The following is a 17,954-nucleotide window of genomic DNA, read 5'->3' as shown; positions in this document are numbered from 1 at the left end:
GATGCATTTCTTTTGTCCGAGAGAGTTCGAGAGTTCTGGCCTCCCGGGAGCAGAAACGACCAGTTCGGGCGGAATGCTCTCTTCCCCCTTTGTCGAGCGGTATTGCACTTACGCCACTCACAAGGTCGTCGCGCACCCAGCCGGTGACACGGGGCTGCTCATGTGCCGGACAGCGCCTCGGTCGGTGACAGCCTGCTCGCCCGGACCGCCGGGTACAGGCCGGCGATCACGCCGATGACCAGCGTCGAGGCGACGCCCGCCACGCTCGCCCACACCGGGACGACGGTCGGCCAGTCGCGGCTGAGGGCGTATCCCGCCGTGATCAGTGTGCCGAGTACCGTCCCGGCCAGTCCTCCGATGAGCGAGAGCAGCAGCGACTCCGTCACGAACTGGGTGCGGATCTGGCCCCTGGTCGCGCCGAGGGCACGGCGCAGGCCGATCTCCGGACGCCGTTCCAGGACCGAGATGACCATGGTGTTGCCCACGCCCACGCCCCCGACGAGCAGGGCGACCCCGCCGAGGCCGAGCAGCAGCCCGGTCAGCGCGGACTCGGTGGCCTCGCGGGCCGCGAGCGCGTCGGAGGGCCGTGAGATCCGCACCTCACCCGGCTTCTCGGGGTACGCCGTGGCCGGGAGCACCGCCCGTACCGCCGCGACCTGACTGTCCTCCGCGCGGACGTACACCGTCGACGGGTGGCCGTCGAAGCGCAGATAGGTCCGGGCCGCCGACCAGCCGACGAGTGCGGCGCTGTCGAGCTCCGGCGCCAGCGGTACCGGATCGAGGACACCGATCAGCGAGAACCAGCGGCCGCCGAGCCAGACCCGGGTCCCCGGGGTGTACACGTCGAGCCGCTGCGCCGCCGTGGCGCCGAGCACCACCGCCGGGTACTCATCGGTCGCGGAGTCCAGCCAGCGCCCCTTGCGGATCTCGCCGCCGACGGCGGGCAGGAGGCCGGGGCCCGCCGCGAGAACGGTCAGCGAGCCGGTACGGCCGATGGCGATGTGCTCGTTGCGGTACACGTGGACGTCGGTCGCGCCGGTGGCGGCCACCTGCTGTACCGGCGGGATCCGGCGGATCATCGCGACGGACTCGGCGGGCAGTTCGGCCTTCTCCCCCGTGAGCGACTCACCGGGGGCGACCCGCAGGAGGTTGGTGCCGAGGGCGTCGAGCCGCCGGTCGACCTCCGCCTGTCCGGAACCCGAGATGCCGACCACCGCGATCATGGCGGCGACACCGATCGCGATGCCGAGCGCGGAGAGGAAGACGCGCAGCGGACGGGTCCGCAGACCGGTGCCGCCGAGCCGTACGACGTCCGCGGGCCCGAGCCGCGCGGCGCGCAGCCGGCCGCCCCCGCGGCCGTGTCCCGGCAGGGGGGCGGGCGGTGCCGGGTGCCGCTCCGGGGACTCGTCCCGCGCCGAGGGGGTCCTCGTCATACCGTCAGTCACCTCGGCGCCCCGATCGTCGTGCTCCGTACCGTGTCGCCGACCAGCCGGCCGTCGCGCATCTCGATACGGCGCGGCAGCCGGTCCGCGATCTCCCGGTCATGGGTGATGATCACGACCGTCGTACCGGCCTCGTGCAGTTCGCGGAGCAGGTCCAGTACGGCCGCTCCCGACGCGGAGTCCAGGTTGCCGGTCGGTTCGTCCGCCAGCAGGACCGACGGCTCGCCCACCACCGCACGGGCCACCGCGACCCGCTGCCGTTCACCGCCGGAGAGCTGGTGCGGCAGGTGGTGGACTCGGTGGCTGAGCCCGACCCGGTCCAGCGCCGCCCTGGCCCTGGCCCGGCGGCGGCGCATCGGGACGCCCGCGTAGAGCAGCCCGTCCGCCACCGAGTCCAGGACCGGGACGCCGACCGCGAGATGGAACTGCTGGAAGACGAAGCCGATCCGGGTGGCCCGCAGCGCGGACACCTCGCGGTCGGACAGCTCGGCCACGTCGTAGCCGTCGATCAGGACGCGGCCCGCGGAGGGCCGGTCGAGGCTGCCCATCAGGTTGAGCATGCTGGACTTGCCGGAGCCCGACGGGCCGACCACCCCGACCAGTTCCCCGCGCCCGATCCGCAGGGTCACGTCGCGGACCGCGGCCACCCCGCCCGGATACGTCCTGGAGACGGCGTCGAACTCCACGACAGCCGAAGACCCGCCGCTCACTCCGGAATCCTCACCTTCAGGCCCTCGCGCACCGCGGGACCGCTCACCTCCACCCTGCCGTCCGCGAACAGTCCGGTCTTCACCGCGACGAAGGTGCCGTCCGTGGTCTCCAGGCCGTGACCGCCCTCCGCGAGCGCCACCAGCGCGGCGACCGGGACGGTCAGCACGTCCTTGACCTCACGGCCCACGTACTCGACGGTGACGGGGCCGCTCTCCAGCCGCCCCACGGACTTCTGGTCCCCGATGGTGATGGTCACCGGGAGGGTCGCGGTGCCCTGCCCCGAGCCGTCCTCACCGGTGCCCCCCTCGGGGGCGGTGACCCGCCGGCCCACCGACGCCACCTGCCCCCGGACGGACTTGCCGTCGGGCAGTTGGATACGGACGGCCGTGCCGCGAACGGCCCAGGCGGCGTCCGCGGCCGAGGCGTCGACGACCACCTTCCGGGCCGTGCCGGTGTAGGTGAGCGTGGTCTCGCCGACGGCGTCGCCGAGCCGGACGCCCGGCTGACCGATCCGCACCCGGCCGGCCGAGTAGACGACGTCCCCGACGCCGACCGTGCCGGTCTCGGGCAGTCCGAGCGACTTCTGCCAGCGCTTCACCGCCTGGGCCGTCCCGGCGCTGAACGTCTCGTCCACCGTGAAGCCGGTGTAGCCGAGCGCGGCCAGATTGGTCTCGAACTGGAGGACGTCCATGCCCGTGAGTTCCGCCGCTGCGGCCGTCCCTTCGGCCGTCCCGGCACCCGCTGCGGCCGTCCCGGAGCCCGTCGGCGTCGGCGACGCGGACGGACCCGAGGCGGCGGCCTTGCCGTCCGTGGCGTCCCCCTCGGTCGTCCGGGGCGTCGTCTCCGGCTCGGTGGCGGTCGGCCCCAGATCCCGGTACATCGGCAGCGTCCCGTACAGGAGCACCACCGGACGGTCGTCGACGCGCAGCAGCGTGTCACCGCGCTCCGCGGTGGTGCCCGGCTCGGGCAGCCAGGTCACCGTGCCCGTCGCCTTGACGGGCAACGGTATCTCCGTGCCGTATCCCAACTGGCCGTCCACCTCCGTGCGTTCGGTCAGCGTGGCCCGGGTGACCGGGACGGTCGAGCCGGCCCTGGGCGGGGCGCCCGACCCCTCGTCCTCGCCACCGCCACCGAGCCCGAGTGCGCCCACCACGGCGACCGCCGCCACGACGAACACGGCACAGACGATCAGCGCCGTACGCCGCCCCGGTCTGCCGCGTGGCGGCTCGGCGGCCGTCCCGGGCCCGCCGTCGAGCTCGTCATCGGTGTGCGTCACGGTCTCCGCCACGATCAGCCCTTGCCCGGGCCCGGGGTCGCCGGGACTCCGACGATCGGCCCGCAGATGCGGATGGCCCGCTTCGCACCGGCCGAGCTCTGGTCCCACTCGCCCTGTCCGAGACCGTCGGGGCCCGGGTCGGGGAAGTCGGAGGCTCCGTTCTCCTGCATGCACTTCGCGTACTGCTGCTTGACCTTGATCTGCTCGGCGGTGAGCTCGGTCTGGTTTCCCTTCTCGACGCTCTCGGGCACGGCCCTCAGGTGGTCGGCGCACTTCTCCGTGGCGGCCTGGAACTCGGCGTCCTTCTTCAGGGCCGGATCGTCACCGAAGTCGATGTTCCCCTTGTCGTCCGGGTCCGGGGCGTCGACCCCGTTCTCCCGCAGGCATTTCACGTACGCGCGCTGGGCCTGCACATACGCGGCCACGTCGCCCCCGCCGCCCTGTTCCCCCGAGGCGGCGGACGACGTGGCCGCGCCGCCGCTCGCGGCCGTCGGCACCTTCGGCCCGCCGTCGTCGCTGCCGCAGCCGGCCAGGGCCAAGGCCATGACCGAGGCCGCCGCGGCCAGCAGTACCCGATTCGTCCTCACCGGTTTCCCCGCCCTCCATGTCGGACCCGTCCGCGAACGCGACGGGCAGGTCGACCGTAGGGCGGAGACGATGAAGAACCTTTGAAGAACCTGTCGACTGATCATGCGGCCGCGGAACGCTCCGACGCCGCCGTGCGGGCCTGTCCCCAAGTGGCAGACTGCTTCCATGACGACGCACAAGAACCTGCTCGGCGGCCCGGAGCCGACGTACCTTCCGGAGAACGAGGAGGCGTACCGCCTGCTGGACGAGGGGTCCCTGACGGCCGCCGAGGTCGTGGCGAAGCACCCCACCTTCTCGCTCGGCTGGGCCGTGCTCGCCGACGACGCCTTCGAGGCGGGCCGCGTGGTCGAGTCGTACGCGTACGCGCGGACCGGCTACCACCGCGGACTCGACCAGCTCCGCCGGGCCGGGTGGAAGGGGCACGGGCCCGTGCCTTGGGAGCACCGGGCCAATCGCGGCTTCCTGCGCTGCCTCGCCGCCCTCGCCCGCGCCGCCGGCGAGATCGACGAGAAGGACGAGACGGAGCGCTGCTGGCAGTTCCTCAAGGACAGCAGCGCCGAGGCGTACACCGCGCTGAAGCGGTAGTCACCGCGGAGGGAGCGAGGAGGCCGGACGCGCCCGTACACCCACCGCGCACCCTCGCACACAACCGGATACACCGGAACACTCCGGAACACTCCGATACGCAGGGATACTTTCGATACGCCCGATACGCCCGCGGGCCCGGCGCCGAAGCGCCGGGCCCGCGAGGGACATCCGTAGGACGTCGGGAAGCGACCGGTTACTTGATCTTCGTGCCCGCCGAGCGGAGGGCCTGCGTCGCCTCGACGACACGCGCGGCCATGCCGGCCTCGGCCAGCTTGCCCCAGGTGCGCGGGTCGTAGGTCTTCTTGTTGCCGACCTCGCCGTCGACCTTCAGGACGCCGTCGTAGTTCTGGAACATGTGGGCGGCGACGGGACGCGTGAAGGCGTACTGCGTGTCCGTGTCGAGGTTCATCTTGACCACGCCGTTCTCCAGCGCGGTGGCGATCTCCTCGGCGGTGGAGCCGGAGCCGCCGTGGAAGACGAAGTCGAACGGCTGGCTGCCGGCCGGCTTGCCGTACTTGGCGGCGACGCCCTCGCTGAGCTCCTTCAGCAGCTCGGGACGGAGCACGACGTTGCCCGGCTTGTACACGCCGTGCACGTTGCCGAAGGAGGCGGCCAGCAGGTAGCGGCCCTTCTCGCCCAGGCCCAGCGCCTCGGCGGTGCGGACCGCGTCGTCGACCGTCGTGTACAGCGAGTCGTTGATCTCGTGGGTGACGCCGTCCTCCTCGCCGCCGGTCGGGGTGATCTCGACCTCGAGGATGATCTTCGCGGCGCGGGCACGCTCCAGCAGCTCCTGGCCGATGGCCAGGTTGTCGGCGAGGGTCTCCGCCGAGCCGTCCCACATGTGCGACTGGAACAGCGGGTTCTCACCGCGGGCGACGCGCTCCTCGGAGACCGCCAGCAGCGGGCGGACGTAGCCGTCGAGCTTGTCCTTCGGGCAGTGGTCCGTGTGCAGCGCGATGTTCACCGGGTACTTCTCGGCGACGATGTGCGCGAACTCGGCCAGGGCCACCGCGCCGGAGACCATGTCCTTGCTGTACTGACCGCCCAGGAACTCCGCACCGCCGGTGGAGATCTGCACGATGCCGTCGCTCTCGGCCTCCGCGAAGCCGCGCAGCGCCGCGTGCAGGGTCTGGGTCGAGGTCACGTTGATGGCCGGGTAGGCGAACTTGCCTGCCTTCGCCCGGTCGAGCATCTCGTTGTAGACCTCGGGGGTTGCGATGGGCATTCGTCCGCTCCTTGTATGTGCGGGTGGGTGTGCTGCGTTCTTACGGCCCTGACCTAGACCTTGGCTGCGACGTCATCGTCGGCCCCATCTTTCCAGACTTGGCCGTAAGGTCCATGCCGCGGTCCGCGGACCGGTCGGTACAGGCTCAGTCCAGGCCCAGCTCGTCCTTGGAGTAGGCGAAGAGGTACGGCACCCCGGCGCCCTCCTGGATCTTCTCGGCGGCACCCGTGGCCCGGTCGACGATGGTCGCGACGGCCACGACCTCGGCGCCCGCCTCCCGCACGGCCTCGACGGCGGTGAGCGGGGAGCCGCCGGTGGTGGAGGTGTCCTCGACGACGAGCACGCGGCGGCCCTTGATGTCGGGGCCCTCCACCCGGCGCTGCAGCCCGTGGGCCTTCGCGGCCTTGCGGACGACGAACGCGTCCAGGCGCTTCCCGCGCGCGGCGGCCGCGTGCAGCATGGCGGCGGCGACCGGGTCGGCGCCCATGGTGAGCCCGCCGACGGCGTCGAACTCCAGGTCCGCGGTCAGGTCCAGCAGCACCTGCCCGACGAGCGGCGCGGCCTCGCCGTCCAGGGTGATGCGGCGCAGGTCGACGTAGTAGTCGGCCTCCAGACCCGAGGAGAGGGTCACCTTGCCGTGCACCACGGCCTTGTCCTTGATCTGCTGCAGCAGCGTGCCGCGTACGTCACTCATGCCCGTCAGCTTAGACAGCCCGGGACGGAACGGAACCCGGCGCTCCCGTCGGGCCCGCTCAGGGTCGGCGCCACGTCCAGGTGGTCGTGGCCTCCAGGGGGTCGATGGGCGTGACCAGGCGCGGGTGGGTGTTGAGCCCGTTCGGCGGCCCGGTCTGCGGTTCCACACAGACCGCCTCCGCCTGCTCGTCGTACACGACGACCCACTGCTCGCGGGAGGCGACCGTCAGCTCCAGCTGTCCGGGCCAGGTGAGGCGCACGTCCACGCCGTCGGGCATGCCGAAGCAGTCGTCCCAGGGGCCGGGCTTCGGGTCGAGGCGGTTGCCGGTGGGCAGGTGGTCGTCGCCGCGCTCCTCCTGCCAGGCGGGATCGAAGTCGATCCGCACGTCCTCGCCGCCCAGGTTCCGGTTGAACCACGGGTGCCAGCCGATCTGCGCCGGGAAGGACGACTCGTGCGCCTCCACGGACATGGTCAGCGTGAGGGAGTCCGCCGTCAGGGCGACGACCTGGGTGACGCGGCCGGGGTACGGCCAGGGGTCGACCAGGTCGTACGTGAGGACGGCCTCGTCGGGTGAGGTGCGGGCGACGCTCCAGGCGCCGTTGCGGGTGGTGCCGTGGATGGCGTGCGGCGGGGCGTTCAGGGGCATCTGGCGGACGGTCGTGCCGTCCAGGAAGCGGCCGTCACGGATCCGGCCGCACCACGGAACCATGGGGAAGCAGCCGAACCGCTCACCCTGGCGCAGCAGTTCGACACCGCCGACCCGCAGACCGCTCACCCGCCCGCCGTTCGCGGGCGCCAGGACTGCCTCCGCGTCACCCGCGGTCAACGTGATCTCTTGGTTACGCACGACACGACCCTACGGGGTGCCTCCGGCGGACGGGCGGAGCGGGGCGCGCGGGCGTGGGGGCGCCGTCGGCGGCCGGGGGCGTGGGGAGGCGGGGAGCACTTCCGGCCCGTGGGGCGTGGAAGCCGGTACGAGGGGCTTGCGGAGGCCGGTCCACACGGGCGCGCACCACGGGTCCTCCGCGGTCGGGGGCGACCCGGGCGCGCCGACAAGCGCCCGGTCCGTGGTCGGCTGTTCAGCGGCGGTGGCGTGGGCCCCGGCCGTTCGGCGGCACCGGCAGGGACACCGGGAACTCAGCGGCACGGGCGGGGCACCGACTGTTCGGTGGCACCGGCACGGACACCAGCTACTCAGCGGCACCGGCACGGACCTCAGCTGTTCAGCGGCGCTTGCGCAGGGCCCGGGTGACGACGATGGCCGAGGCGAGGGCCAGGGCCGCGGCGGGGGCGGCCCAGCGGAGCGCGGGGCTCGGCGCGGCGGACTCGGGGGCTGGTACGGGGGCGTAGCGGCCGCGCGGCGGGGCGTGGTCCACCTCCTCCGCACTGCGCCCGATCATCGTGCGGCGCGCGTGCGCGGCCTCGGCCGGGAGTTCCCCGGGGTCGGTGAAGTCGTCGGACACGAGGTCCTCGGGCCCGAGGTCGCCCGGACCGAGATCACCGGGGCCGCCCAGGTCACCAGGTTCCAGGTCGTCCGCCGTGTCCGGGTCGAGGGACGGGGGCGGGACCTCCGTGTCGGACGCGGAGGCCGGCGCGGCTTCGGACGGCGACGGGGACTGTGGCGGCGGCACCGAGTGCCCCTCGTGTTCCCCGTGCTTCTCGTGCTCCTCGTCCCCCTCCTGCTCCCCGTGCTCCCCGTGCTCCTCCTCGGAGACCCTCGCCAGGTTCTCCGCGAAACGGTTCAGCAGACGTGCCGTCGCCGTGGACACCGCGTCGGAGGGCAGGTCCGCGACCCGGCCGTCCGCCGACGCCGTACCGGTGAAGACGAGGGTCGTACCGTCGTCCTCCGCCGGGCGGAGTCCCACCGTGAGGGACAGCTTCACCGAGCCGCTGCCGCGGGCCTCCGTCCCGTCGCCCTCGACCGTGTAGGAGCCGTCGCCCCGGTCGGCGACCCGGAGTGCGCCGCGGTAGGTGATGGAGTGCCCGGCGACGCGTACCTTGAGGCGCCCGGCGACGGGGGGCGCGCCCGCCTCCTGCTGGAGTCCGGGCACCGCTCGGGCCACGCGTTCGGGATCGGACAGGGCCGCCCTGAGCCGGTCGGCCGGAACCGGAACGAACACCTCATGCTCCATGTCAGCCGAGCCTACCCACGGCACCGCCGCTCGCACCCGTACATGCGCGGATTCCTCGGCCCGCCTCAGTCCGCGTAGCGCGGATGCACGAGCGTGGACGGCGGCAGCCCCCGCAGACGCGTCGCCTCCGCCCGCCGTGCACCCGCCGTCAGCTCACCGCGGGAGAGCGCACGCGGGCCGCCGGGCAACGTGCCGGGCACGGCCGGCCGTGGCCGTCTCTCTCCGGACGCCAGGACGTAGCCCCAGTCACGGCCCGTCGCGGGGGCGGAGGTACGGCCGCTCACGCGGTACGGCGTCGTCCGCAGCCCGGACGCCCGTAGCGTCGCGTCGACCGTCCAGAAGACCCGGCGCCGGGAGTCCACCGGCCCGGCGTGGACCACCAGGCGGCCGCCGGGCGCCAGTGTCTTGCGGGCCGTGCCGTAGAACTCCTGCGAGTACAGCTTCGTGCTCTCGGTGATGCCCGGGTCGGGCAGGCTCGTGACGACGACGTCGTACGCCGCCGGGGGCGCCTCGCGCAGCCAGGCGAAGGCGTCCGCCGTGTGCACGTGGACGCGCGCGTCGTCGTACGCGTGGCCGTTGAGGGCGGCGAGCGCCGGGTCGGAGCGGGCCAGCCGGACCACGCCGGGGTCGGCGCCGGCCACGTCGACCCGGTGCACGTCCGGGTACCGCAGCACCTCCCGCGTGGCAAGGCCCTCGCCGTCGCCGAGGACGAGCACGCGCGCGTGGGGGCCGTTCATGGCGGGGTGGACGAGGGCCTCGTGGTGGCGGCGCTCGTCCCGGGCGCTGAACCGCAGCCGGCCGTCGAGGTAGAGGGCGAGCGGCCGGCCGTGCGTCCCGCCGGTGAGGACGGCCTCCTGGACGCCGGTCCGCAGCACGGCCCGTACGTCGGCGCCGTAGACCGCCTGCCGGGCCGCCCGCTCGAAGTCGCCGACGAGCACCGCGGCCGTGGCGAGCAGGCCGAGGACGAGGACGTATCCGAGGACGAGGCACCAGCGGCAGCGGTGGCGCAGGTCGCCGCGGAACAGGCCGAGGACCAGGGCGGCGCCGGCCAGCGCGTTCACCGCGCCGGTGAGCAGGGCACCGGTCAGCTGGCCGAGCCAGGGCAGCAGCAGGAAGGGGAAGGCGAGGCCCCCGACGAGCGCGCCCACGTAGTCCGCGGCGAACAGGTCCGCCACGGCGCCGCCCGCGTCCTGCCGGCGGACGCGCTGGATCAGCTCCATGAGCAGGGGCACTTCGGCGCCGATGAGGACGCCGATGGCCAGGGAGAAGGCGACGAGCAGGCAGTCCGGCGCGTTCGCCCATGTTCCGGCCCGGTCGCCGGCCCAGGCGAACGTCGCGTAGAGGGCCATCGCGCTGCATCCGCCGATCAGGGCGAGGGCGGCCTCGATGACGCCGAAGCCGGCCGCCGCGTGCCAGCGGAGCCGTTTCGCGGCGAGGGATCCGGCGCCCATCGCGAAGACCATCACGGACAGCACGACGGAGGCCTGGGTGACCGAGTCGCCGCTGAAGTACGAGGCGAAGGCGACGAGTTGGAGCTCGTACACGAGACCGCAGGCCGCGCAGACGAACACACACGCGAGGACGAGGAGGCGACCGGTGCCCTGGCGGACGGGCAAGCGCGCCTGACCGCCGCCGCCCGGACCGCTCCAGGGCGGTGGCGCGCCGGGCGGTGCGGGGGCGTGCGACTCGATCACGCTGGGAACGCTACGTCACGCCTGCGGCGCACTCCGTCACCCACACGTGTGGAAAGAACGGCGTTGTGGAGTGCTGGGTGTTTGCGGGGGCTTCCCCCTCGGCGCTCCGCTTCCCGTACGCGGCCAGGCCCCTTGACGCCGCTGTATGACGTACCGTCACCCACCGGTCAGCGCCTCACCTCGGGTCACACCACCGCCGGCACCCGCACCCCCACCCTCGTCCTGGTGGCCACCAACTGGCCGTCCTGCGGGTACGCGTGCCAGGTGTGCCAGTGGACCTGCCCCCGGTGGCGCTGGACGAGCATCGCGGTGAAGGCGTGGGGGCTGCCGGGAAAGACACCCGCGAGTCCGTGGGGATGGTCGGAGACGAGGCCCAGCAACTCCTGGGCGCGGCCTGCGAAACAGCCCGGCGAGAGCATCTCCACACGGGCGGCGAACTCGTACTCCCAGTTGCCCACCCGCTTGGCCACGCCGAGCGGCAGCGGCGTGCTGGACCCCGGGATGCACGCGACCGTCTCCGAGCACGTGCCCCGCTCCTCCTCCAGGATCACCTGGTGCGATGCCCCGAGCAGTCTCAACTGGAGCCGGGCGTCCGGCAGTTCCAGGTCGAGAGTGGCGAGCGCGGGCAGCGGCTCGCGGCCCAGGGCCCAGGCGAGGTCGGCCGCGCTCGTGTCGGTGTAGGAGGTGTTCAGAGTCGTGAGCATGGGTCGGCTCCGCAAGCACGCAAAGGGTGGAGTGGATCCGGCGCGCCCCGTTCGGCACCGGGAGATGCCCGGCCGGCCAGCTGGATGGGGACGTCCGATTCGGTCTGATCAGCCCGGTCAGGCCTGTCGGGTGAGGACGTCCGGGGGCTGCGTTGGTGATTTATAGGGAATCATGAACTGTGGCGCCGCCACAGCGTTTTTACCCATCTTCGTAGGGTTTCCATCCCCCGGGGGGCTCCCCAGCTCAACTGTTCAACCGGGCGTGCGCCCGCGACGCCGGAGTGCTCCCGGTGCGCCCTGTTACCTGCTGATACGTGTGGTCTCCCACATGTCCCGCCGGGCGGCCGAAAGCGCATACGTCCCGGGCACACCTCTTCACACGGCGAGTGCCCGCCGGAAGGTCTCACCTCCCCGCGGGCACTCGTCGGTCGTGCCGGTCGTGACGGCCTGCCGTGTCAGCTGCCTCCGCCGCATCCGCCGCCGCCCCCGCAGGAGGATCCGCCGCCGCAGGACGAGGACGAGGACGAGCCGCCGCTGTCGCACGAGCCGGAGCCCGAGTCCGAACCCGAGCCGGAGTTGCTGTCACCGGCCCACCAGCTGCCGCCCGTGTCCGACGACGACCGCACGGAGCCGCCGCCCGACCGCGCCCGCGAACCGGTGCTGCCCCGACGTACCGCCCTGTTCCGGCCTGCGCTGCTCCGGACGGTGGCCGCCACGGCCCCGACCACGGTGATGCAGATGACCGCCAGGATGATGCCGATCAGCGCGAGTGTCATGGCGTCACCCACCTTTCTTCCCCCGAAGCGGTCCCCCCGTGGCCCCCCGTGGGCCCGGAACCGGTCCCCCGCTTCTTGCGTGACACGGGGATGCCCTCGCCGCCTTCGCGCCAAAGCAGAGTTGAGCAAGTCCAGAGCTTGTGCGCAGGATGACGGCCATGACCTCCAGCCCACGCCCCGTAGGGCAGCCCGTACGTCACCCCGACCGTCCCCCGCTGAACCGCCGGCTCGCCGAGTTCGGGACGACGATCTTCGCCGAGATGTCGGCACTGGCCCTCAGCACCGGGTCCATCAACCTGGGCCAGGGCTTCCCCGACACGGACGGCCCGGAGGAGATCCGGGAGGCGGCCGTACGGGCGCTGCGCGACGGACGGGGCAACCAGTACCCGCCCGGCCCCGGCGTCCCCGAGCTGCGCGCGGCCGTGGCGGCGCACCAGGAGCGGCGGTACGGGCTCCTGTACGACGCCGACACCGAGGTGCTCGTCACGGCGGGCGCGACGGAGGCGATCGCCGCGTCGCTGCTGGCCCTGCTGGAGCCCGGCGACGAGGTGGTCGCCCTGGAGCCGTACTACGACTCGTACGCGGCGTGCATCGCGATGGCGGGCGCCCGGCGGGTGCCGGTGACGCTCCGCCCGCACGTCCACGACGAGGGCGCCTCCTTCCGGCTGGACCTCGACGAGCTGCGTGACGCGGTCACGGACCGCACCCGGCTGCTGCTGGTCAACACCCCGCACAACCCGACCGGGACCGTCCTGACCCGCGACGAGCTCGCGGCGATCGCCGAACTGGCCGTCGAGCGCGATCTGCTGGTCGTGACCGACGAGGTGTACGAGCACCTGGTCTTCGACGACGCCGAGCACGTGCCGCTCGCGACCTTCCCCGGCATGCGCGAGCGGACCGTGACCATCGGCAGTGCGGGGAAGAGCTTCTCGTTCACCGGCTGGAAGGTCGGCTGGGTGACGGGGGCGCCCGCCCTGGTGTCCGCCGTGCGCTCGGCGAAGCAGTTCCTGACGTACGTCTCGTCGGGGCCCTTCCAGTACGCGGTCGCCGAGGCGCTCGCGCTGCCGGAGACGTACTTCGCGGCGTTCCGCGCGGACATGCTGGCCAAGCGGGACGTGCTCGCGGCGGGGCTCGCGGAGGCGGGGTTCCGGGTGTTCCGCCCGGCGGGCACGTACTTCGTCACCACCGACATCCGGCCGCTCGGCGAGTCGGACGGCTTCGCCTTCTGCCGTGCGCTGCCGGAGCGGGCGGGTGTCGTCGCCATTCCGAACGCCGTCTTCTACGACGACCGCGAGGCCGGCGCGCCCTTCGTCCGGTTCGCCTTCTGCAAGCAGGTGGAGGTGCTTCAGGAGGCGGTCAAGCGGCTCAGGGCGGCCTTCTAGGGGTGTGATTCCGGACATTACTGGCGTGTAAAGCTGGCAAATCCGATTAACCGGACGCATGGTTCCCGGTGTGACTCCCGTCAGCACCGTGCCGGCGCAGGCTCAGGAGGGTGCCCGGCGACCGCCCGCCCGCGCCCGGTCCGTACCCGAGCGGCCGCCCGCGATCGTGCTGGCGCTCGGGGTCTTCCTCGCCGCCCGGCTCATCGGTGTCGCCGTCGTCGTGGCGCTGGCCCAGGGGGCCGGCCGGGACCCGTTCGACGTGCTCGCGCGCTCCTGGGACTCCCTCTGGTACCTGGGGATCGCGGAGGACGGCTACGGGCGGGTGAAGCACGCCTGGTTCGGCGTCGCCAACGACCTGGCGTTCTTCCCGCTCTACCCCGGGCTGGTGCGGGCGCTCACCGAGATCCTGCCGATCGGCGGCGGCGCGGCGGGTCTGCTGGTCTCCTGGACGGCCGCCGGGGCCGCCGCCTGCGGGCTGTACGCGATCGGGGCACGGCTGTACGGCCGCGGGACCGGTGTCGCGCTGGTGCTGCTGTGGGGGCTGCTCCCGCACTCCGTCGTGCTGTCGCTGGCGTACACCGAACCCCTGCTCACCGCCTTCGCGGCCTGGTCCCTGTACGCGGTGCTCACCGGGCGCTGGGTGTGGGCGGGCGCGCTGGCGGCGCTCGCGGGCGTGTCCCGGCCGAACGGGATGGCGGTGGCGGCGGCGGTGCTCGCGGCGGCGGCGTACGAGGTGATACGGCGGCGCGGCCGCGACGTCCCCGGCGGGCTGTGGGCGGGCGCCGCGCTGGCGCCGCTCGGCTGGTGCGGCTATGTGCTGTGGGTGGGGGTGCGCACGGGCGATCCGCTCGGCGGGTACTTCGCGGTGCAGCGGGGCTGGGGATCGACGTACGACTTCGGGGTGGGTGCCTGGCGGTTCGCCGGGGAGCAGCTGATGAAGGGGGGCCGCTTCGAGTACGCCATGGCGATGGTGGTCGTGGCGGTGACGGTCGTGCTGTTCGCGCTGCTCCTCGCCGACCGCCCGCCGCTGGTCCTGCTGGTGTACGCGGGCGTGCTGCTGCTGATCGCGGTCGGCGGCTCCGGCTTCTTCGCGTGCAAGCCGCGCTTCCTGCTGCCGGCCTTCCCGCTGCTGCTGCCGGCCGCCCGGGCCCTGGTACGGACGGCGCGAGCCCGGCCCTGGCACGCGACCGTGGTGGTCGCCGCCCTGGCCGGGCTCTCGTTCTTCTACGGGGCGTTCCTGGTCGTGCACGGACGCACGTCCCTGTGACGGCACGCCACCGCGGCGCGGACTGCTCGTCCCCGGACTATTCGTCCTCGGGCTTCTCCGCCTCGTCGACGTCCTCCGCGAGGCCGAGCTGCTCGACGAGCCACCGGTCGAACTCGATGGCGGCCCGCACCCAGCTCACCGTCGACGACACGAAGTGCTCCAGGCTGACGCCGGTGCCGATCAGCATCTGCGCCTCGCCGATGAGGCGGACGGAGCCGTCGTCGTGGGTGTGGCTGTAGACCTTCGGCCACAGGGTGCGGCGGTTCCAGTCGTCGATCGCCTCGAGCAGCTGGGCCTTCTCGTCGATCTGGTGCGGCCGGTCGTAGAACGTCCGCACCGAGAAGACCTGCTGCTCGGCCTCGCCGCGGAACATGAAGTACGTACGGAACTGCTCCCACGGCGCCGCGAGGTCACCCTCGTCGTCGACGACGTACTTCAGCTCCATCTGGTCCAGGAGCTGCTTCACGAGATCCTGATCCGGGACGACGGGGCCCGCCGGTCCTTGCGGCTGCGGCTGTGGCTGGCCCCCGAAATTCGGAATCGAGGACGGGTCGATGCTCACCGTGTTCTTCCCTTCGTACGGATTCCGCCATCCTGCCCCATGCGGGGAGGGCCCTGGCAACCCCCGTCCCGGAGGGTTGCTCAGCCCTTGGCGGAATTACGCTGCCGGGCCGCGGGGAGCCCGGCGGGCCCGGTGGCCCGGCGCCACCGGGCGGCGCGACGCGCGGGGCGCGTGTGGCGGTCAGAGCGTCTTGCCCGTCGCGCCCGTCGCACCCGCCGCACCCGTCGCCGGGCCGACGATCAGGCCGTCGCCGAAGGCGTCGACCCGCACCGTGTCGCCGTCCTTGACCTCGCCCGCGAGGATCTCCTTGGCGAGGCGGTCGCCGATGGCGGTCTGGATGAGGCGGCGCAGCGGCCGGGCGCCGTACGCCGGGTCGAGCCCCTCGTCCGCGAGCCAGGCCAGCGCCTCTGGCGTGATGTCCAGGGTGAGCCGGCGGTCGGCGAGCCGCTTGGCGAGCCGGTCGATCTGGAGCCGGGCGATGCGCTCCAGCTCGCTCTTCGACAGGGCGGAGAAGACCACGAGGTCGTCGAGGCGGTTCAGGAACTCCGGCTTGAAGGAGACCCGGACCACCTCCAGCACCTGCTCCTTCTTCTCCACCTCGCTGGTCAGCGGGTCCACCAGGAACTGGCTGCCCAGGTTGGAGGTCAGGATCAGGATCGTGTTGCGGAAGTCGACCGTGCGGCCCTGGCCGTCCGTGAGGCGCCCGTCGTCGAGCACCTGGAGCAGGATGTCGAAGACCTCGGGGTGGGCCTTCTCCACCTCGTCCAGCAGGACCACGCTGTACGGCCTGCGGCGCACCGCCTCCGTCAGCTGGCCGCCCTCCTCGTAGCCGACGTACCCGGGGGGCGCGCCGACGAGCCGGGCCACGCTGTGCTTCTCGCTGTACTCCGACATGTCGATGCGGACCATGGCCCGCTCGTCGTCGAAGAGGAAGTCCGCGAGCGCCTTGGCCAGTTCGGTCTTGCCGACACCGGTCGGGCCGAGGAAGAGGAAGGACCCGGTGGGCCGGTCGGGGTCGGCGATCCCGGCCCGGGTGCGGCGCACGGCGTCGGACACGGCCCGTACGGCCTCGCTCTGCCCGATGAGCCGCTTGCCGAGCTCCTCCTCCATGCGCAGCAGCTTCTGGGTCTCGCCCTCCAGCAGCCGCCCGGCCGGGATGCCGGTCCAGGAGCCGACCACGTCCGCGATGTCGTCCGGGCCGACCTCCTCCTTCACCATCGTGTCCTTGGCGGCCTCCTCCTCGGCGGCGGAGGCTTCCTCCAGGTCCCGCTCCAGCGCCGGGATCTCGCCGTACAGCAGCTTGGACGCGGTGTCGAAGTCACCGTCGCGCTGAGCGCGCTCCGCCTGCCCACGCAGCTCGTCGAGCTTCTCCTTCAGCTCGCCGACCCGGTTGAGGGACTGCTTCTCCTTCTCCCAGCGGGCGGTGAGGCCGCGCAGCTCCTCCTCCTTGTCGGCGAGGTCGCGGCGCAGCTTCTCCAGCCGCTCCCGGCTGGCCTGGTCGGTCTCCTTGCCGAGCGCCAGCTCCTCCATGTGGAGGCGGTCGACGGCGCGCTGGAGCTCGTCGATCTCGACGGGCGAGGAGTCGATCTCCATACGGAGCCGGGAGGCGGCCTCGTCGACGAGGTCGATGGCCTTGTCGGGCAGGAAGCGGGAGGTGATGTAGCGGTCGGAGAGGGTGGCGGCGGCGACCAGCGCGCTGTCCGCGATCTGCACCTTGTGGTGGGCCTCGTAGCGGCCCTTCAGCCCGCGCAGGATGGCGATGGTGTCCTCGACGGTGGGCTCGGCGACCAGCACCTGCTGGAAGCGGCGCTCCAGGGCGGGGTCCTTCTCGATCCGCTCCCGGTACTCGTCGAGGGTCGTCGCGCCGACCATGCGCAGCTCACCGCGGGCGAGCATGGGCTTGAGCATGTTCCCGGCGTCCATGGCGGAGTCCCCGCCGGCCCCCGCGCCCACCACGGTGTGCAGCTCGTCGATGAAGGTGATGATCTGCCCGTCGGAGTCCTTGATCTCGGCGAGGACGGTCTTCAGCCGCTCCTCGAACTCACCGCGGTACTTGGCCCCGGCGACCATGGCCCCCAGGTCGAGCGCGACGAGCCGCTTGTCCCTCAGCGACTCGGGCACGTCGCCCTTCACGATGCGCTGGGCAAGCCCTTCCACGACGGCGGTCTTGCCGACACCGGGCTCACCGATCAGCACCGGGTTGTTCTTGGTGCGGCGCGACAGCACCTGCACCACACGGCGGATCTCGGTGTCCCGGCCGATGACCGGGTCGAGCTTGCCCTCGCGGGCCGCCGCCGTGAAGTCGGTCCCGAACTTCTCCAGGGCCTTGTACTGACCCTCGGGATCGGCTGTGGTCACCCGGCGTCCTCCCCTCGCCTTGTTGAAGGCCTCCAGCAGCTTCTTCGCCGTGGCCCCCTGACCGGACAGTACGTCACCGGCCTGGCCGCCCTTCGCGGCGATGCCGATCAGCAGGTGCTCGGTGGAGAGGTACTCGTCGCCCAGCTCCTTCGCCTTGGCCTGCGCCTCGGCGATGACGGCGAGCAGTTCACGGTTGGGCTGGGGCGGTGCGACGGTGGAGCCGGTCACGCTGGGCAGCCCGGCGAGGACGCGCTCGGCGCCCGCTCGCACGGAGGCCTGGTCGGCGTCGACGGCCGCCAGAAGATCGATGATGTTCTCGTTGTCCTGCCCCTGGAGCAGCGCGAGGAGCAGATGGGCAGGGGTGAGGTCCGCGTGCCCCTCGGACACGGCGCGGTTACCGGCCGCGTTGATCGCGTCCCGGCTCCTGTTGGTCAGCTCGGCGTCCACGTTCGCCTTCTCCTCCTTGCTCGGCCTCGCTCAGCTGTTGCCGGCGCCACACTGACTTGGGCAACGTCCACAAAGTTGAGTCTATTCCACTCAAGAGCCACGTGGGGT

The 17,954-nt window shown here is 72.6% G+C and carries 16 protein-coding genes; 3 read left to right on the top strand and 13 right to left on the bottom strand.

The genetic code is table 11. The features are described 5' to 3' along the window. Nucleotides 1-158: 158 nt before the first annotated feature. Genes IE242_RS17675 through IE242_RS17660 form a run of 4 tightly spaced genes read right to left on the bottom strand, consistent with a single transcriptional unit; the run spans nt 159 to nt 4,016 of the window. The gene (locus IE242_RS17675; protein ID WP_229859052.1) at nt 159-1,433 is read right to left on the bottom strand and encodes an ABC transporter permease; all 1,275 of its coding nucleotides are present in this window, start codon (nt 1,431-1,433) and stop codon (nt 159-161) included. A gap of 8 nt (nt 1,434-1,441) precedes the next feature. Next, nucleotides 1,442-2,152: an ABC transporter ATP-binding protein gene (locus tag IE242_RS17670; RefSeq protein ID WP_189860247.1), complete on the bottom strand. Its 711-nt coding sequence runs from the start codon at nt 2,150-2,152 to the stop codon at nt 1,442-1,444. Beyond that, complete coding sequence (locus IE242_RS17665; protein ID WP_229859050.1) at nt 2,149-3,441, bottom strand: peptidoglycan-binding domain-containing protein; 1,293 nt, start codon at nt 3,439-3,441, stop codon at nt 2,149-2,151. Before IE242_RS17665 ends, IE242_RS17670 begins: the two co-directional genes overlap by 4 nt. 2 nt (nt 3,442-3,443) lie before the next feature. Continuing rightward, the gene (locus tag IE242_RS17660) at nt 3,444-4,016 is read right to left on the bottom strand and encodes a hypothetical protein (RefSeq protein ID WP_189860245.1); all 573 of its coding nucleotides are present in this window, start codon (nt 4,014-4,016) and stop codon (nt 3,444-3,446) included. A 166-nt stretch (nt 4,017-4,182) separates the two neighbouring features. Here IE242_RS17660 and IE242_RS17655 point away from each other — a divergent pair, with 166 nt between their 5' ends. Continuing rightward, nucleotides 4,183-4,602 carry a DUF3151 domain-containing protein gene (locus IE242_RS17655; RefSeq protein ID WP_189860243.1) on the top strand — a complete coding sequence of 140 codons (420 nt, stop codon included), beginning with the start codon at nt 4,183-4,185 and terminating at the stop codon, nt 4,600-4,602. Between the two features lie 196 nt (nt 4,603-4,798). Here IE242_RS17655 and fbaA read toward each other — a convergent pair whose 3' ends face one another. The 7 genes from fbaA to IE242_RS17620 all read right to left on the bottom strand — a co-directional run bounded on the left by fbaA (nt 4,799) and on the right by IE242_RS17620 (nt 11,830). After that, complete coding sequence (gene fbaA / locus IE242_RS17650) at nt 4,799-5,830, bottom strand: class II fructose-bisphosphate aldolase (RefSeq protein ID WP_189860241.1); 1,032 nt, start codon at nt 5,828-5,830, stop codon at nt 4,799-4,801. Between the two features lie 145 nt (nt 5,831-5,975). Beyond that, nucleotides 5,976-6,524 carry an orotate phosphoribosyltransferase gene (gene pyrE / locus IE242_RS17645; RefSeq protein WP_189860239.1) on the bottom strand — a complete coding sequence of 183 codons (549 nt, stop codon included), beginning with the start codon at nt 6,522-6,524 and terminating at the stop codon, nt 5,976-5,978. A gap of 58 nt (nt 6,525-6,582) precedes the next feature. Then, on the bottom strand, nt 6,583-7,371 hold the full coding sequence (locus IE242_RS17640; RefSeq protein WP_189860237.1) for an aldose epimerase family protein: 789 nt from the start codon (nt 7,369-7,371) through the stop codon (nt 6,583-6,585). A gap of 376 nt (nt 7,372-7,747) precedes the next feature. After that, nucleotides 7,748-8,656, bottom strand: coding sequence for an SRPBCC family protein (locus IE242_RS17635; protein WP_189860235.1), 909 nt, complete (start codon nt 8,654-8,656; stop codon nt 7,748-7,750). A gap of 65 nt (nt 8,657-8,721) precedes the next feature. Beyond that, the gene (locus tag IE242_RS17630) at nt 8,722-10,350 is read right to left on the bottom strand and encodes a polyamine aminopropyltransferase (protein WP_189860233.1); all 1,629 of its coding nucleotides are present in this window, start codon (nt 10,348-10,350) and stop codon (nt 8,722-8,724) included. Nucleotides 10,351-10,535: 185 nt separating this feature from the next. After that, nucleotides 10,536-11,054 (bottom strand): DUF2617 family protein, encoded by a 519-nt coding sequence (locus IE242_RS17625; RefSeq protein ID WP_189860231.1) that lies wholly within the window; start codon nt 11,052-11,054, stop codon nt 10,536-10,538. A 455-nt stretch (nt 11,055-11,509) separates the two neighbouring features. Beyond that, on the bottom strand, nt 11,510-11,830 hold the full coding sequence (locus tag IE242_RS17620) for a hypothetical protein (protein ID WP_189860229.1): 321 nt from the start codon (nt 11,828-11,830) through the stop codon (nt 11,510-11,512). A 149-nt stretch (nt 11,831-11,979) separates the two neighbouring features. Between IE242_RS17620 and IE242_RS17615 the strand changes: the two genes are divergently transcribed. Both IE242_RS17615 and IE242_RS17610 read left to right on the top strand, forming a co-directional pair. Next, nucleotides 11,980-13,212, top strand: coding sequence for a pyridoxal phosphate-dependent aminotransferase (locus IE242_RS17615; protein ID WP_189860227.1), 1,233 nt, complete (start codon nt 11,980-11,982; stop codon nt 13,210-13,212). A gap of 70 nt (nt 13,213-13,282) precedes the next feature. After that, nucleotides 13,283-14,479: a hypothetical protein gene (locus IE242_RS17610; protein ID WP_373299529.1), complete on the top strand. Its 1,197-nt coding sequence runs from the start codon at nt 13,283-13,285 to the stop codon at nt 14,477-14,479. 37 nt (nt 14,480-14,516) lie between these two features. Here the strand turns inward: IE242_RS17610 and IE242_RS17605 are convergent, their stop codons facing one another. Together IE242_RS17605 and clpB are read right to left on the bottom strand one after the other, a co-directional pair. Then, nucleotides 14,517-15,041, bottom strand: coding sequence for a type III secretion system chaperone family protein (locus IE242_RS17605; protein ID WP_189860225.1), 525 nt, complete (start codon nt 15,039-15,041; stop codon nt 14,517-14,519). Between the two features lie 180 nt (nt 15,042-15,221). Then, nucleotides 15,222-17,846: an ATP-dependent chaperone ClpB gene (clpB, locus tag IE242_RS17600; protein WP_189860224.1), complete on the bottom strand. Its 2,625-nt coding sequence runs from the start codon at nt 17,844-17,846 to the stop codon at nt 15,222-15,224. Nucleotides 17,847-17,954: the final 108 nt, after the last annotated feature.

This window comes from Streptomyces poonensis, from assembly GCF_014650915.1.
GTDB classification, from domain to species: Bacteria; Actinomycetota; Actinomycetes; order Streptomycetales; family Streptomycetaceae; genus Streptomyces; species Streptomyces poonensis.
This window is presented reverse-complemented; position numbering and strand designations above follow the sequence as displayed.

What these genes read in the sequence shown, in the direction of transcription:
- IE242_RS17615 (WP_189860227.1), top strand. Translation starts at nt 11,980, where the DNA reads ATGACGGCCATGACCTCCAGCCCACGCCCCGTAGGGCAGCCCGTACGT.
- IE242_RS17655 (WP_189860243.1), top strand. Translation starts at nt 4,183, where the DNA reads ATGACGACGCACAAGAACCTGCTCGGCGGCCCGGAGCCGACGTACCTT.
- IE242_RS17675 (WP_229859052.1), bottom strand. Translation starts at nt 1,433, where the DNA reads ATGACGAGGACCCCCTCGGCGCGGGACGAGTCCCCGGAGCGGCACCCG.
- IE242_RS17620 (WP_189860229.1), bottom strand. Translation starts at nt 11,830, where the DNA reads ATGACACTCGCGCTGATCGGCATCATCCTGGCGGTCATCTGCATCACC.
- fbaA (WP_189860241.1), bottom strand. Translation starts at nt 5,830, where the DNA reads ATGCCCATCGCAACCCCCGAGGTCTACAACGAGATGCTCGACCGGGCG.
- IE242_RS17625 (WP_189860231.1), bottom strand. Translation starts at nt 11,054, where the DNA reads ATGCTCACGACTCTGAACACCTCCTACACCGACACGAGCGCGGCCGAC.
- IE242_RS17635 (WP_189860235.1), bottom strand. Translation starts at nt 8,656, where the DNA reads ATGGAGCATGAGGTGTTCGTTCCGGTTCCGGCCGACCGGCTCAGGGCG.
- pyrE (WP_189860239.1), bottom strand. Translation starts at nt 6,524, where the DNA reads ATGAGTGACGTACGCGGCACGCTGCTGCAGCAGATCAAGGACAAGGCC.